This window comes from Citrobacter cronae, assembly GCF_016893685.1.
Lineage (GTDB): Bacteria > Pseudomonadota > Gammaproteobacteria > Enterobacterales > Enterobacteriaceae > Citrobacter > Citrobacter werkmanii.
The window spans coordinates 3,663,725-3,678,763 of the sequence record NZ_CP069763.1 but is presented as its reverse complement, the minus strand read 5'-3'; the positions used below and the strand labels follow the sequence as shown (position 1 = coordinate 3,678,763).

Sequence of the window (15,039 nt, the reverse complement as noted above, 5' to 3'; positions counted from 1 at the left end):
TAAGTTCAACGGCCCAGAATCCCCAGCCGCGCTCTGTAATGCCTTCCTGGAATCTGGCAACCAGGTTGTCGCTTTCCGTTCGTTGCAGCGGAGCCGGAAAAAAACGCATCACGTCCGGATCGGCATTTAACGCGGCAAACGGGGCTTTGTCTTTGTCTTCCCACGGGCGTAAAATCAGTCTTGATGTTTCCAGCATATTTCTGCCCTTCTCCTGTATTTTCATATAATCTTCTAAAAGAAATGGCTCATCGGCAAGGACTTATGTGCCCCTTTCCGCCTTCTTCTCTCATACTGGAGATTCATTCATGGCCGACTGGAATCCTGCGCTTTATCTGCAATATGAAACTGAACGATCAAGACCCGCTGCGGAATTACTCAGCAGAGTGGCGTTAGAGAATGTCCATTCAGTGGTCGATCTTGGCTGTGGTCCGGGAAACAGTACGGCATTACTGCATCAGCGCTGGCCCTCGGCTGTAATTACCGGGGTAGATACCTCACCCGCCATGCTTAATGAGGCGCGCAATGCATTACCGACATGCCGTTTTATTGAAGCGGACATTCGTTCATTCCAGACAGAGCAGCCTCTGGACCTGCTGTATGCCAATGCCTCATTGCAGTGGGTTCCCGATCACTATGAATTGTTCCCGCATCTAGTATCGCTACTGGCTCGCAATGGCGTGCTGGCGGTACAAATGCCGGATAACTGGCTAGAGCCAACACATGTTTTGATGCGTGAAGTGGCTTATGAACAAGGTTACCCTGACCGGGGCCGCTCGCCGCTTCCTGGCGTTCACGCCTACTATGATATTTTGACTGAAGCGGGCTGTGAGGTGGATATCTGGCGCACAACGTATTATCACGTTATGGATTCACATCAATCGATTATCGACTGGGTAAGCTCAACGGGCCTGCGGCCCTGGTTGCGTGATTTGAGCGAAAATGAGCAACATCTTTACCTCGCGCGTTATCATGAGCTACTTCAGGAACAATATCCTCTGCAGGAAAACGGTAAAATTTTGCTGGCCTTTCCGCGGTTATTTATCGTAGCCAGACGTAATGATTAAGCGTTTATTATAAGTGCATCACAGGAGCTGACTATCTGCCATGCGCGCCCTCGCCTTTTTATCATGAGGATCTAGTGGCAAAGCCTGTCATCTGCTAGTGTCTGGCAACGTGTTTCTGACAGGAGTTGTCATGTCTAAAGTCTACATTGGTGGCTGTCTGTGTGGTTCGATTCGCTTCGCGGCCAGCAGTCCTAATAATTCCCATACCTGCTCCTGCGATATATGTCGGAAACATACGGGCGCACCACCCGTCGTCTGGATTGAGTTTAATGCAGAAAATGTAACGTGGACCGGTAAAGCCGGAAAACCGACAACCTGGCGCTCTTCTGAGACGTCAAGTCGGGCATTTTGCCCTCAGTGTGGCAGTTCCGTAGGCGCCATTGATGACGCCCCGGTTATTGCGCTGTTAGCTGGCGCTTTTGACGATCCTGACGATGAAGACCTGGCGCCGGAATTTCACTCTTTTTCAGATATGCAGCCTACATGGTGGCAAAAGAATGTAACTAAGTGAGTTGGTAATGCTTATCCGGAATGTGTTTTGCTGGCACGTTTGTTTCATCATTCATCTGTAACAAATCGATTTCAATGGCATTGCAAATCGCATCCAGCGGGAGGTCATTGTTCTCTGTACCAAACGGATCTTCCAGCTCTTCTGCAAGCGTATCGAGCGAAATAAAAGTATAGGAAATCAGCACTGAGATAAACGGCGTCATGTAATGTAAATCTACCACCAACGCGAATGGCAACATGATGCAAAACAGATAGACCGTGCGATGAAGGATTAAGGTATAAGCAAACGGGACGGGGGTATTCGCGATCCGTTCACATCCTGCCAGCACCGCAGACATATCATTTAACCTATTGTTTAAACTATGGAATAATATGTCTGACAGTTGACCATTGCGCCGACGTACAGCTAACCATTCCCCCATCAGCAACAGAATGCGATTTGCCGGTGATTGTGAGGCAAATACTATTCGCAGATCCTCCTCACTAAGGTATTTCGCCAATGGTTCAGCCTGTGGCTGACGGCGTAAAGTCATGCGTAAACAGTGGGCAAAGGCGATTTGCAGACGAACAAACTGTCCCAGTTCGCTGTCGTCCGGCAAGGTAGTTTTTACTTCACGTAGCAGCGACCGGGAAGCAATCATCAACTGCCCCCACAGGTGTCGAGCCTCAACATAACGTGAATAACAGGCGTTATTACGAAAACCTAAAAAGATAGCAATCGCCACGCCGAGAATGCTGAACGGCGCCAGGGTAAATTTGATGCCCAGCATCGTATACCACGGCAGCATGATAATAACGGCGATGGAGAGCAGGAAGTTCAGCAGCAGACGTGAAAAAATTTTAGATAATACCGACCCATGCCAGACGAATATCAGGCGTAGCCAGTGTTGTTGGGGGCGAACGATCATGGTTATCTTCAGGAAAATGTGAAATCCGTCACATTAGACGCGAACATGATCAATGTTGCAAGCTAATCGCAACACTATCTAAACATCTTTCCTCCTGCTGAACGGACGATGCGCTGAAGTGGCAGACTGTCACCATAAAAGTAGAAAACTATAGTATGTTGTAACTAAGTAAGATCTGTAAAAAACCCGGCCTGAGCCGGGTCTGCGTATTAGCACAGTGGTTTAACGGCTTCGCGCATGCCTTTTAGCAGAATGCTATCCAGATCGGCAGTAACCTGTTCTACCAGTCCGGAAACTTCCGTCAGATCCTGTTCCCAGTGTTTTGTAACGGCCAGCACAGCTTTAACCAGCTCTTCGGTACTTATCTGCCGGTCATGATGCTGGGACCATAGCTGTTGAAAACGCGTCATCCAGTGCGCATCATCCTGAACCGGGTAAGACTCACCGTTACGCTCACCACGGTAGAACGCAATCAACGCGGCAAGCGCAAAAGTCAGACGCGCAGGCAGTTTACCGCTGGCCTGTTGCCCCGCCAGCAGTTGCGGCAAGATGCGAGTGCGGAATTTAGTCATGCCGTTCAGGGCAATCGACAACAACTGATGTTTGATATACGGGTTGCAGAATCGACCTGTCACTGCGCTGGCAAAAGACGCCAGCTCATCGCGTGGTAAATCCAGCACTGGAATAATTTCTTCATAGATCGCTTTTTCCACGAAGGCGCGAATCTCCGCGTCATTCATGGCCTCCCCCACGGTATCCAACCCAGCCTGCCAGGCAACGGGAACCAATGCGGTATGTGCGCCGTTGAGAATCGCCACTTTCCGTTCTTTATACGGTTTGATGTCATCAACAATCAGGACATTCAGCGGATATTTATCCAGACGCAACTCAGCGGCTAATGACTTCGGTCCCTGGATAACGAACAGATAGAAGTGTTCAGCGGTGTCCAGAAACGCATCGTGATAACCCAGTTCCGCTTCAAGCTTCGCGACTTCATCACGTGGATAGCCGGTGACAATACGGTCCACCAGCGTGGAGCAAAAGGCGTTGGCCTGATCCAGCCATTGGATAAATGCTTCCGGCAATGCCCACTCCTGGGCATAGCGCAGAACCAGTTCACGCAGCGCATCACCATTGTAATCAATCAGTTCACAAGGAATGATTATCCAGCCTTTATCCGACGCGCCATTAAAATGGCTGAAACGCTCGAACAGCAGTCGGGTCAGTTTGGCCGGATAACTCACCGCTGGCGCATCCTCAAACTTATCACCAGCATGATAGCTGATGCCGGCTTCGGTGGTATTGGAGAAAACAAAACGCATATCAGGGTTATGCGCCAGCTTCAGGAACTCATCGTACTCACTATAGACGCTGATCTCGCGGTTAACCGAACGAATTAAACGGGCGTCGCTCACGGCCTCGCCCTTCTCATTCAAACCACGAATGATGGTGGTATAAAGGCCGTCCTGTGTACTCAGTGATGGAGGGAAAGTACTTTCGATAGGTCGGACAATGACCACACCAGAGTTAAGATCGGTATGCTCATTCAGCAGATCGACTTGCCAGTCAACGAAGGCGCGCAGGAAGTTTCCTTCACCAAACTGAATAATGCGTTCAGGATACTGAGCACCGGGGAAATCGCGACGATTTAAAGTTTGCACAATGGGTTCCCTTTTTAATTAGTCATACAACCTGATTGAATTGGTCCAATAGGTTAGCAAACTTTAATACATTGAAACCCTGTTTTGATCAATCCCCAGCGACAAATTAGAGAGTTTTATAAAAAAGTGTGGTCCCGGTCAGCGTCCCGTCAGGCATTTTGGCATAGTCAGGTATCACTCCTGCTTTTTGCCACCCACACTTGTGGTAGAACAACTCCGCGCCACTGCCCGTCGCCGTATCAAGCACCAGCAGCGTTTTGCCCCTTTGACGCGCATAACTTTCCAGCTCGTTCATCAGTTCCCGGGCAATCCCGCTCCGCCGCGCAGAAGTATGAACCAGCAGCTTAGCGACATCGGCGCGATGAGGTTGGTTTTCAGGTTGATCGATAATGAGCTGGACGGTACCGACAAGCGTTCCCTGGGCATTCTGGGCGCCAAGAACGAGTCTTTCCCCACGGGCAACGCTGTGCGCGACGTTCATCCAGAAAGGCCGTGATTTCTCACGATTAAAAGGCAGCATAAAGCTGACGGAGGCGCCATCATTGACGCACTGTTCAAGGACATCGCTGAGCTCGTCGATTCTCGACAGAATCTGGGCCGCATTCAGCACGAAGCAGGGTTTGCAGGAAGCCATTTTTTCTCCTTAGATTGACCCCCTCAGCATGCTTTTAACAATTACATAACACAAGGGGTTGTATCATAGGATAATGTTATCTATGGCTTGTTCATTTGAATCACTAACCAGTGATATATAACCGTGACAACGTAACGTTGCTGTTGTTCGTTTAGTGCCACACCCTGAGGAATGTCATGCCATTTTGCCAGGCACCCCCGACAGCAGGTCGCCGTCGCGTGCTGCGCGATGAATACCGGGTGACCACGCATTGGCGTCTGTTTCCCATCATTAGCGGGAAAAGCGGGAGCCAGCCGTTTGGCAATAAAATCGGCTGCATGTTGTTCAATAACCGGCGCGCCTTTATCCAGACAATACTGCCTTTCTTTCTGGCCGAGGCGAAACCGCGAGCGAAACGTCGATTTCGCCAGCCGGGCAAAAAGAGGATCGAGCGTATTCATCAGTAAACCGAACGCCCCATTTGTTGCGTTAGTTGCTCCAGCGCGGCGATACCCGCCAGTGAATTTCCCGCTGGATCCAGTTCCGGACTCCAGACAGCAATCGCCATCTCGTGCGGAACGATGGCCACGATACCGCCACCCACACCAGATTTTGCCGGCAACCCAACCCGCCAGGCAAACTCCCCTGCGTTCTGATACATCCCACTGGTCGCCATCAGCGCGTTGATTTGTCGGGCCTGCATCGGCGTCACTACGGGCTCCTCAAGATGGAAGGCATGGCCCTGATTCGCCAGAAATACGAAGGTTCGCGCCAGTTCCACACAGCTCATTTTCAATGCGCAGTAGTGAAAATAGTTTTGCAACACAGTGGTCACGTCATGGTTAAAATTGCCGAACGATTTCATCAACCAGGCAATAGCCGCGTTACGTGCGGAATGCTCAAACTCTGATCGCGCCACCGTCGCATCGTAGGCGATATCCGGGACGCCGCTTAATGCCCGGACCACTTCCAGCATCCGTTGACGTGGTGCGCTCAGACGCCCTTGCAGCATGTCGCAAACCACCAGCGCCCCGGCGTTAATAAAGGGATTACGCGGGATACCCTGCTCCAGTTCCAACTGCACCAGGGAATTAAAAGGATGACCGGACGGATCTTTGCCAACGCGTTGCCAGATCTCCTCTTCCTGATAGTGACGCATCGCCACGACCAGGCTTAATACCTTCGAAATCGACTGAATAGAAAAGCGTTCTTGTGCATCCCCTGCCTGATAGTGCTGCCCATCGACGGTACAGATGGCGATGCCCAGTTTTGAACCGTCGACAGAGGCTAACGCAGGAATATAATCAGCGACTTTACCCTGACCAATCAGCGGACGAACCTGCTGTACAATGGTCTCTAAAATTGAATTGTCCATGGCCCTGGCCACAACATGCTCCTTGCTCGCAGGTATGAAAGGCCTGCGAGTATAACAGAGCTGAATACGCTGCGTCAGACCATTAGGTGTCAGCGGACGAAGAGTCAATGACAAAAATATGCCGAGACCAGACAGGTGCCCCCGACGGAGGCACCCGCACCTTCAGAGGCGGTTTTTCCAGACGGTCTGCACATTACAAAATTCATGCAGGCCAAAATGTGAAAGCTCGCGACCAAAACCACTTTTCTTCACGCCGCCAAACGCTACACGGGCATCGCTGGCGCTGTAACCATTGATGAATACGCCTCCACACTCCAGACGAGAGGCCATCTTCTGGGCCAGCGCGTCATCCGCAGTGAACACCGTGGCGGATAATCCAAAATCACTGTCATTCGCCAGCGCCAGAGCATGTTCCGCATTCCTGGCAACGGTGATCGCCGCAACCGGACCAAACAGCTCCTGACGGAAAGCCGTCATTTCTGGCGTTACGCCGCCCAGTACCGTCACGGCATAGTAATTTCCCTGACCTGCTATTTTTTCACCGCCAAGAAGTAACTTCGCCCCTTCGGCCAGGGATGCTTCAACCTGCTGATGTAACTCATCACGCAGATCAAATCGCGCCATCGGTCCAAGGTCGTTTTCTTCGTTTAACGGATCGCCCATTTTGAGCGCGCTCGCGGCCGCCACAAAACGCGCAGTAAATTCTTCTGCAATCCCTTCTTCGATAATAAAGCGCTTCGCTGCCGCACAAACCTGCCCGGTATTCTGATAACGTCCGGCGACTGCCGCTTTAACGGCCAGATCGAGATCGGCATCATTCAGGACAATAAACGGATCGGAACCACCCAGTTCAAGTACGCATTTTTTCAGCGCCGCCCCCGCCTGAGCACCAATCGCCGCACCGGCGCGTACGCTCCCCGTTACCGTGACTGCCGCGATGCGCGGGTCGTTAATCATCTGACTGACTCCGGCGTTATCGGCATTGATCCAACCGTAAACACCGGCTGGTACGCCTGCATCAGCAAAAACCTGTGCAATAATCGCAGCACAGCCGGTTACGTTAGGCGCATGCTTTAACAAATAGCCATTTCCGGCCAGCAGAATCGGAATGGCGCCACGCAGCACCTGCCACAGCGGGAAATTCCACGGCATGATCGCCAGAATAGTTCCAAGCGGACGATACTCAATCACCGCCTGGTTATTTTCCACCAGCGTGGGCTCCGGGTTCAGCATCGCGGGTCCATGTTCGGCGTACCAGTCACACAACGCGGCTGACTTGGCGACTTCACCCCGAGCCTGTTTGATGGGTTTACCCATTTCACGTGAAATACACTGCGCCATCTCTTGCGCGCGATTACGCAGGGCCTGGCCGATATGACGCAGCGTATGCGCGCGGTGCGCGACGGTAGTCTGTTTCCATTCACTGTAGCCACTTGCTGCAAGACTCAGTGCCTGAGCAATCTCTTCAGTGCTGGCCCACGGCATCGCCGTCAGTCTTTCACCGCTGGTAGGATCAACCGAAATAGCATGTGTTGCTGCTGTGATAGTCATAGATGCCTCTCTTTATCGCAGGGTATGGTTATATCATGAGCATATTTACTCTTTCTGAAAAATGAATAATATTAACCACACCATTCACGATTAGAGAATATTATGGATCTGACGCAACTGGAAATGTTCAATGCCGTCGCGGAGACCGGCAGCATTACGCAGGCCGCAGCGAAGGTGCACCGCGTGCCGTCCAATCTCACTACCCGTATACGCCAACTTGAGGCCGATCTTGGCGTCGATCTGTTTATTCGTGAAAACCAGCGCCTGCGGCTTTCCCCCTCCGGGCACAACTTTTTACGCTACAGTCAGCGGATCCTGGCGCTGGTTGAGGAAGCGAGAATGGTGGTCGCCGGGGATGAACCGCAGGGCTTGTTTTCGCTCGGATCGCTGGAAAGCACCGCCGCGGTGCGTATTCCCGCAACGCTGGCTGAATATAACCAACGGTACCCGAAAATTCAGTTTGCTCTGGCGACAGGCCCCTCTGGCACCATGCTGGACGGCGTGCTCGACGGCACGCTGAACGCTGCCTTTGCCGATGGCCCTATTACCCACCCCGGACTTGAGGGTATTCCGGTCTATCGTGAAGAGATGATGATTGTCACCCCACACGGTCACCCTCCCATCCAGCGGGCCAGCGACGTCAACGGCTGCAGTATTTACGCGTTTCGCGCCAACTGTTCCTACCGCCGACATTTTGAAAGCTGGTTTCATGCCGATCGCGCCATGCCGGGTACCATTCATGAAATGGAGTCATACCATGGGATGCTGGCCTGCGTTATTGCCGGTGCGGGTATCGCGCTGATTCCACGTTCGATGCTAGAGAGTATGCCCGGACACCATCAGGTCAACGCCTGGCCATTGAGCGAAAACTGGCGCTGGCTGAATACGTGGCTGGTCTGGCGAAGGGGGGCGATGACGAGGCAACTGGAAGCCTTTATTGAGGTATTGAACCCGCAGCTGTAAAAATGAGATCCGCATCACGAAATGATTGTATTTTCACCAGCAAACGTTTTAAGATCGCGATCTTACCTTTTCGCAGCTAATCCACTGATTCACTATGACAACAGACACTGTTTCCCGCAAAGTGGCGTGGCTACGTGTAGTTACGCTCGCCATTGCCGGTTTTATTTTCAATACCACAGAGTTTGTCCCTGTCGGTTTGCTGTCCGACATTGCACAAAGTTTTAATATGCAGACCGCTCAGGTCGGGATCATGCTGACGATCTACGCCTGGGTTGTTGCCTTAATGTCGCTTCCCTTCATGCTGCTCACCAGCCAGGTGGAACGACGCAAGCTGCTGATCTGTCTGTTTGTCGTGTTCATCGCCAGCCATGTACTCTCTTTCCTGGCCTGGAATTTCACCGTGCTGGTGATTAGCCGCATTGGTATCGCCTTTGCGCACGCTATTTTCTGGTCCATTACCGCATCGCTGGCAATTCGTCTGGCCCCGGCAGGAAAACGCGCGCAGGCGCTTAGCCTGATTGCTACCGGCACCGCGCTGGCAATGGTGCTGGGTCTGCCTATCGGGCGTATCGTCGGTCAGTATTTTGGCTGGCGCACCACGTTCTTTGCCATCGGCATGGGGGCGTTAGTCACCCTGCTCTGCCTGATTAAGTTACTGCCTAAATTGCCCAGCGAACACTCCGGTTCACTTAAAAGTTTGCCGGTGTTATTCCACCGTCCGGCATTGATGAGTCTGTATGTGCTGACGGTGATTGTGGTCACCGCCCACTACACGGCTTATAGCTACATTGAACCGTTTGTACAGACCGTCGCCGGACTGAGTGCCAACTTTGCTACCGTGCTGCTACTGATTCTGGGCGGCGCGGGTATTATTGGTAGTGTGATATTTGGCAAACTGGGTAACCTTCATGCGTCCATGCTTATCAGTAGCGCCATTGCCCTGCTGACGGTGTGTCTGGTGCTGCTGCTACCAGCCGCTGACAGCGAAATGCACCTCGCTATCCTGAGTATTTTCTGGGGCATTGCGATTATGCTGATCGGTCTTGGCATGCAGGTAAAAGTGCTGGCGCTGGCCCCGGATGCCACCGATGTCGCAATGGCGCTGTTCTCCGGTATCTTTAATATCGGCATTGGCGCTGGCGCGCTGGTGGGAAATCAGGTGAGTTTGCACTGGTCGATGTCAACGATTGGTTATACAGGTGCAGTGCCTGCCGTTGTCGCGTTGGTATGGTCGGTGATTATCTTTCGTAAATGGCCAGTATCGCTCGAAGAGCGGCCTCAACATTCATAAAAAACGGGCCTGGTAAAACAATACCGGGCCCGTTTTTTTAAGCGTAAGTTTTAATAATTTCCAGCACGCCGTTAATAATAAACTGCACGCCCATACACACCAGCAGGAAGCCCATCAGACGCGAAATAGCTTCTATGCCGCCTTTGCCTACCAGGCGCATAATCCCACCAGAACTGCGTAAACACCCCCACAGGATAACGCCGACAACCGCAAAAATTATCGGCGGCGCAACCATAATTACCCAATCAGGAAATTCGGAGCCATGACGGACGGTTGACGCCGAGCTGATGATCATTGCTATCGTGCCCGGACCGGCGGTGCTTGGCATTGCCAGCGGTACAAATGCAATATTGGCAGTCGGTTCATCTTCCAGCTCCTCTGACTTGCTTTTCGCCTCAGGAGACTCATGAGCCTTTTGTTGTGGAAACAACATCCGAAAACCGATAAACGCAACGATTAACCCACCCGCAATTCGTAATCCGGGGATTGAAATCCCGAAGGTATTCATCACCAGTTGTCCGGCATAGTACGCCACCATCATGATGGCAAACACATACACAGACGCCATCAGAGACTGACGGTTACGCTCCGCGCTATTCATGTTACCAGCAAGGCCAAGGAACAACGCCACGGTGGTTAACGGGTTTGCCAACGGTAACAGGACTACCAGCCCCAGTCCTATTGCTTTAAACAAGTCCATCATAATGTCATCTTTCCTGTGCGTTAATCGTCAACGGCAAGTATAAGGTGAAACCCGAGAGATAAGCCATTTTCACGGTGTAAGGATTCATTTTTCACCTGCACCTATAAGCCATAATTATCAAACTGTTAAAATTATATACATCTGTTGATGAGCCTGCGGATTTAGCAAAACGTGGCATTTTCCGCCCCATTTATTTGACTTATATTTGCCTAAGCAATAATATCAGCCGTGACTAACTACTTGCCAGGGCAACCATTGTGAAAAGCACCAGTGATCTGTTTAACGAAATCATCCCACTGGGGCGTTTGATCTACATGGTTAATCAGAAAAAAGATCGTTTGCTAAACGACTATCTGTCACCGCTGGATATCACGGCATCACAGTTCAAAGTGCTCTGCTCCATCCGTTGCGCGGTGTGCATCACCCCTGTCGAATTGAAAAAAGTGCTGTCTGTCGATCTTGGCGCCCTGACGCGGATGCTGGACAGACTGGCCTGTAAAGGCTGGATAGAAAGGCTTCCGAATCCACACGATAAGCGTGGCGTGCTGGTGAAACTCACCGAGCATGGCGCAGCAATTTGCGAGCAGTGTCACCAATTAGTCGGGCAAGACCTGCACCAGGAACTAACAAAAAACTTAACGGCGGATGAAGTAGCCACGCTTGAGCATTTGCTTAAGAGAATTCTGCCGTAAACAGAAAAGAGGTATGACGATGTCCAGACGCAATACTGACACAATCACTATTCATAGCATTTTGGACTGGATCGAAAATAACCTTGAATCGCCGCTCTCGCTGGAAAAAGTGTCTGAGCGTTCAGGTTACTCCAAATGGCACCTGCAACGGATGTTTAAAAAAGAAACCGGTCATTCACTGGGTCAATACATCCGCAGCCGTAAAATGACCGAAATAGCGCAAAAATTAAAAGAAAGTAACGAGCCGATTCTTTACCTGGCGGAGCGTTACGGCTTTGAGTCTCAGCAAACCCTGACCAGAACGTTCAAAAACTATTTTGATGTTCCGCCGCATAAATACCGTATGACCAATATGCACGGCGAGTCACGCTATTTGCTTCCGCTCAATCAGTGTAATTGCTAATCGCCAAACGACGTAACCGAGGAAATGATGAAAATTCTGTCTTATGCGATGCTGGCCCTGCTGTTGATTGTTTCGGGCCAGAGCATGGCGGAACAGACCGCGCAACCAGCCACCCAGAACAGCCGTGACGCGATGATTATGCCCCCTGCGCACGATCAGTCCCCGTTCGATTTTAATCATATGGGTGCCGGCAGCGATAAGTCCGACGAATTGGGTGTGCCTTATTACAATACGCGCAACCTGTAATTCGTTTTTGCCCCGCCACGGCGGGGCTTTTTATTACCCTCTCACCTGCGCTATCTTGCGCAAACGAAAGCCAAACACATTAATATACAGCCCAGCCATAATCAGCAGCGCACCCAGCAGTTGCAAACCCGTGAGCGTTTCATCCAGCAGCACCACCGCACTTGCCAGAGCGACAACGGGCACTAACAGCGACAGCGGCGCTACCCGCCAGGTTTCATAACGTCCGAGCAAAGTCCCCCAGATGCCGTAACCCACAATGGTCGCCACAAACGCCAGATAAACCAGTGACAAAATGGTGGTCATATCTATCGCCACCAGACTCTGCATAATTTGTGTCGGACCATCAAGCAGTGCGGATGCCAAAAAGAACGGAATAATGGGAATTAAGGCGCTCCACACGACCAGCGACATCACCGCCGGACGCGCCGTATGCTGCATTATTTTTTTGTTAAAGATATTGCCGCAGGCCCAGCTTAGCGCTGCCGCCAGCGTCAGCATAAAACCGAGCATGCCGACATGCTGTCCGTTCAGACTGGCTTCAATCAGTACCAGTACGCCAAACACGGCCAGCGCAATTCCTACCAGCTGTTTCCCGTGCAAACGCTCGCCAAAAGCGAATGCCCCCAGGATGATGGTGAAAAATGCCTGAGCCTGTAATACCAGAGAAGCTAATCCGGCAGGCATACCGAATTTGATGGCGCTAAAGAGAAACGCGAACTGCCCAAAACTGATAGTCAGGCCATAACCAAGTAACAGCGAAAGCGGGATTTTCGGGCGGGCAATAAAGAATATCGCCGGAAACGCCACCAGTAAAAAACGCAATCCTGCCAGCATCAATGGCGGCATATTGTGCAGACCCACTTTAATGACGACAAAGTTCAGGCCCCAAACGACGACGACCAGCAACGCTAACAACCCGTCTTTACGTGACATACCACCGCCCTTGTAAATATTAAATTTTTGTAAACAAGTTAAGGTAACGGAAATCATTGTACCGGAACAGATCATTAATTCAGGTAGGCTGCTGAGGGCATTTTCCGACAACTTATTGGGTGTACATCACACTTTTACCATGCTATTTGTTTCTGATATCTAAAAAAAACATAACAACATGCATTATCGGGCAGGAAAATGAATATCTCTCTGAGACGGTCCACTCTCGCGTTACTTGCATCATCTTTGCTATTAACCATTGGGCGTGGCGCTACGCTGCCATTTATGACGATTTACCTCAGTCGGCAGTATAACCTGAGCGTCGATCTGATCGGTTATGCGATGACGGTCGCCCTGACTATTGGCGTCGTTTTCAGCCTTGGCTTTGGTATTCTGGCCGACAAGTTCGATAAAAAACGCTACATGCTGCTGGCTATCTGCGGTTTTGCCTCTGGTTTTATTGCGATCCCACTGGTGCATAACGTGGTGGTGGTGGTACTGCTCTTCGCCCTGATCAACTGCGCCTACTCCGTCTTCGCAACGGTGCTGAAAGCCTGGTTTGCCGATAATCTCTCTGCCACCAACAAAACGAAAATTTTCTCGCTTAACTATACCGTGCTGAACATCGGCTGGACCGTTGGCCCCCCGCTGGGCACGCTACTGGTGATGCAAAGTATTAACTTACCGTTCTGGCTGGCGGCCGCCTGCTCGGCTTTACCACTGGTGTTTATCCAGACGTGGGTAAAACGTTCCAATGCAGCATCAGAAAGTTCAAACGCCGCGGTTTGGTCACCCTCGGTGCTCCTGCGCGACAGAGCATTGTGTTGGTTCACGTTGTCGGCATTTCTGGCGTCATTTGTTGGCGGCGCATTTGCTTCCTGTATTTCGCAATACGTGATGGTGGTCGCCAACGGTGATTTTGCCGAAAAAGTGGTAGCGGTCGTTCTGCCCGTCAATGCCGCCATTGTGGTATCGCTGCAATATGCCCTCGGACGCAGGATCACTGCCGCTAATATTCGACCGCTGATGACAATAGGCACAATCTTCTTTGTGCTCGGTCTGGTTGGCTTCATGTTTTCCGGCAACAGCCTGTGGTTCTGGGGTATTTCGGCTGCCCTTTTCACGATCGGCGAGGTCATTTACGCCCCAGGCGAATACATGCTGATCGATAACATCGCCCCGGCTGGAATGAAAGCCAGCTATTTTTCCGCCCAGTCGCTGGGCTGGCTTGGCGCCGCGGTAAATCCATTGGTCAGTGGTGTTATTTTGACCACATTACCGCCGTGGTCGCTGTTTGTTGCACTGATCGTGGCGATTGTCCTTGCCTGGGCGTTAATGATAAAGGGTATGCGCGCCAAACCCTGGGATCAGACGGTAGTCTGCTGATTGTCATCGCGACAGAGCCAGAGTGGTTCTGTCGCGTATCTCAAATGGCCACCAGCCCTCGTACTCCCTCGGATTCCATATTCTCGCCGAAACCGCTTTGAATAATACTTCCGCGCGACATAAGCAGGTATTTGTCAGCCAACTGCTGCGCAAAATCATAGAACTGTTCCACCAGCAAAATGGCCATATCGCCCCGGTGCGCCAGTTGAGAAATAACCTGACCAATCTCTTTAATTACTGACGGCTGGATCCCCTCGGTCGGCTCATCAAGGATCAACAACTGCGGGCGACTGGCCAGCGCCCGTCCAATAGCCAGTTGCTGCTGCTGTCCGCCGGACAAATCTCCGCCCCGTCGATACTTCATCTCCTGCAGCACTGGAAATAGCGCGTAAATATCATCCGGCACGCGCCGGGCGTCCTGTGCTGAAAAGCGGGAAAGGCCCAGCAGCAGGTTCTCTTCCACTGTCAGACGCGGAAAAATATCGCGGCCCTGCGGTACGTACGCCACACCAGCTCTGACCCGTTGATGTGGCTTCCAGTGCGTGACATTTTTTTCCTGCCAGAGCACGCTTCCACTGCGGGCAGGAATAAGTCCCATCAGGCATTTTAGTAGCGTTGTTTTTCCCACGCCGTTACGCCCCAGCAGACACGTCACCTCGCCGATACGCGCTTCAAAGCTCACGCCACGCAGAATATGGCTGCCGCCATAATATTGATTCAGTTCATTTACCTGTAGCATC

At 51.5% G+C, this 15,039-nt stretch carries 18 protein-coding genes; 8 read left to right on the top strand and 10 right to left on the bottom strand.

Features of this window, described 5'->3' with window-relative positions; translation table 11 throughout:
- The coding region (locus JSN25_RS15895; protein ID WP_204525118.1) for a GNAT family N-acetyltransferase at positions 1–196 on the bottom strand (196 nt) is incomplete at its 3' end.
- Positions 197–305: 109 nt separating this feature from the next.
- On the opposite strand from JSN25_RS15895, the gene tam reads away from it, so the two are divergent.
- Together tam and JSN25_RS15885 are read left to right on the top strand one after the other, a co-directional pair.
- Complete coding sequence (tam, locus tag JSN25_RS15890; RefSeq protein WP_085048227.1) at positions 306–1,064, top strand: trans-aconitate 2-methyltransferase; 759 nt, start codon at positions 306–308, stop codon at positions 1,062–1,064.
- Positions 1,065–1,194: 130 nt separating this feature from the next.
- Positions 1,195–1,575, top strand: coding sequence for a GFA family protein (locus JSN25_RS15885; RefSeq protein ID WP_204525117.1), 381 nt, complete (start codon positions 1,195–1,197; stop codon positions 1,573–1,575).
- Here JSN25_RS15885 and JSN25_RS15880 read toward each other — a convergent pair.
- The 6 genes from JSN25_RS15880 to sad all read right to left on the bottom strand — a co-directional run bounded on the left by JSN25_RS15880 (position 1,568) and on the right by sad (position 7,682).
- On the bottom strand, positions 1,568–2,482 hold the full coding sequence (locus JSN25_RS15880) for a bestrophin family protein (protein WP_085048229.1): 915 nt from the start codon (positions 2,480–2,482) through the stop codon (positions 1,568–1,570). The genes JSN25_RS15885 and JSN25_RS15880 overlap by 8 nt on opposite strands.
- Before the next feature lie 209 nt (positions 2,483–2,691).
- Positions 2,692–4,143 carry a tagaturonate reductase gene (locus JSN25_RS15875; protein ID WP_204525116.1) on the bottom strand — a complete coding sequence of 484 codons (1,452 nt, stop codon included), beginning with the start codon at positions 4,141–4,143 and terminating at the stop codon, positions 2,692–2,694.
- 106 nt (positions 4,144–4,249) lie between these two features.
- A complete protein-coding gene (locus tag JSN25_RS15870) occupies positions 4,250–4,777 on the bottom strand; it encodes a GNAT family N-acetyltransferase (RefSeq protein WP_204525115.1) in 528 nt (175 codons plus the stop codon).
- Positions 4,778–4,857: 80 nt separating this feature from the next.
- Positions 4,858–5,217, bottom strand: a complete 360-nt coding sequence (locus tag JSN25_RS15865) for a DUF4186 domain-containing protein (RefSeq protein WP_038640562.1) — start codon at positions 5,215–5,217, stop codon at positions 4,858–4,860.
- Complete coding sequence (gene glsB, locus JSN25_RS15860; protein WP_038640560.1) at positions 5,217–6,143, bottom strand: glutaminase B; 927 nt, start codon at positions 6,141–6,143, stop codon at positions 5,217–5,219. The genes JSN25_RS15865 and glsB overlap by 1 nt, the downstream gene beginning before the upstream one ends.
- A 150-nt stretch (positions 6,144–6,293) precedes the next feature.
- On the bottom strand, positions 6,294–7,682 hold the full coding sequence (sad, locus tag JSN25_RS15855; RefSeq protein WP_199966855.1) for a succinate-semialdehyde dehydrogenase: 1,389 nt from the start codon (positions 7,680–7,682) through the stop codon (positions 6,294–6,296).
- Positions 7,683–7,784: 102 nt separating this feature from the next.
- Between sad and ptrR the strand changes: the two genes are divergently transcribed.
- Positions 7,785–8,645, top strand: a complete 861-nt coding sequence (ptrR, locus tag JSN25_RS15850) for a putrescine utilization regulator PtrR (protein ID WP_038640556.1) — start codon at positions 7,785–7,787, stop codon at positions 8,643–8,645.
- A 94-nt stretch (positions 8,646–8,739) separates the two neighbouring features.
- Positions 8,740–9,936, top strand: coding sequence for a sugar transporter (locus JSN25_RS15845; protein ID WP_121529042.1), 1,197 nt, complete (start codon positions 8,740–8,742; stop codon positions 9,934–9,936).
- Between the two features lie 37 nt (positions 9,937–9,973).
- Here the strand turns inward: JSN25_RS15845 and JSN25_RS15840 are convergent, their stop codons facing one another.
- Positions 9,974–10,639, bottom strand: a complete 666-nt coding sequence (locus JSN25_RS15840) for a MarC family NAAT transporter (protein WP_061381352.1) — start codon at positions 10,637–10,639, stop codon at positions 9,974–9,976.
- A 257-nt stretch (positions 10,640–10,896) separates the two neighbouring features.
- On the opposite strand from JSN25_RS15840, the gene marR reads away from it, so the two are divergent.
- Genes marR through marB form a run of 3 tightly spaced genes read left to right on the top strand, consistent with a single transcriptional unit; the run spans position 10,897 to position 11,980 of the window.
- Positions 10,897–11,331 carry a multiple antibiotic resistance transcriptional regulator MarR gene (gene marR / locus JSN25_RS15835; protein WP_042308445.1) on the top strand — a complete coding sequence of 145 codons (435 nt, stop codon included), beginning with the start codon at positions 10,897–10,899 and terminating at the stop codon, positions 11,329–11,331.
- Between the two features lie 19 nt (positions 11,332–11,350).
- On the top strand, positions 11,351–11,734 hold the full coding sequence (marA, locus tag JSN25_RS15830) for an MDR efflux pump AcrAB transcriptional activator MarA (protein WP_003032424.1): 384 nt from the start codon (positions 11,351–11,353) through the stop codon (positions 11,732–11,734).
- A gap of 27 nt (positions 11,735–11,761) precedes the next feature.
- A complete protein-coding gene (gene marB / locus JSN25_RS15825; protein ID WP_069325030.1) occupies positions 11,762–11,980 on the top strand; it encodes a multiple antibiotic resistance protein MarB in 219 nt (72 codons plus the stop codon).
- A gap of 33 nt (positions 11,981–12,013) precedes the next feature.
- Here the strand turns inward: marB and eamA are convergent, their stop codons facing one another.
- Entirely contained in the window at positions 12,014–12,913 is a 900-nt protein-coding gene (gene eamA, locus JSN25_RS15820) for an O-acetylserine/cysteine exporter (protein ID WP_204525114.1), read from the bottom strand.
- Between the two features lie 198 nt (positions 12,914–13,111).
- Between eamA and ydeE the strand changes: the two genes are divergently transcribed.
- Positions 13,112–14,299, top strand: coding sequence for an efflux MFS transporter YdeE (gene ydeE, locus JSN25_RS15815; protein WP_204525113.1), 1,188 nt, complete (start codon positions 13,112–13,114; stop codon positions 14,297–14,299).
- 40 nt (positions 14,300–14,339) lie between these two features.
- Here ydeE and urtE read toward each other — a convergent pair whose 3' ends face one another.
- Positions 14,340–15,038, bottom strand: coding sequence for an urea ABC transporter ATP-binding subunit UrtE (gene urtE, locus JSN25_RS15810; protein WP_121529040.1), 699 nt, complete (start codon positions 15,036–15,038; stop codon positions 14,340–14,342).
- Between the last annotated feature and the right edge of the window lies 1 nt (position 15,039).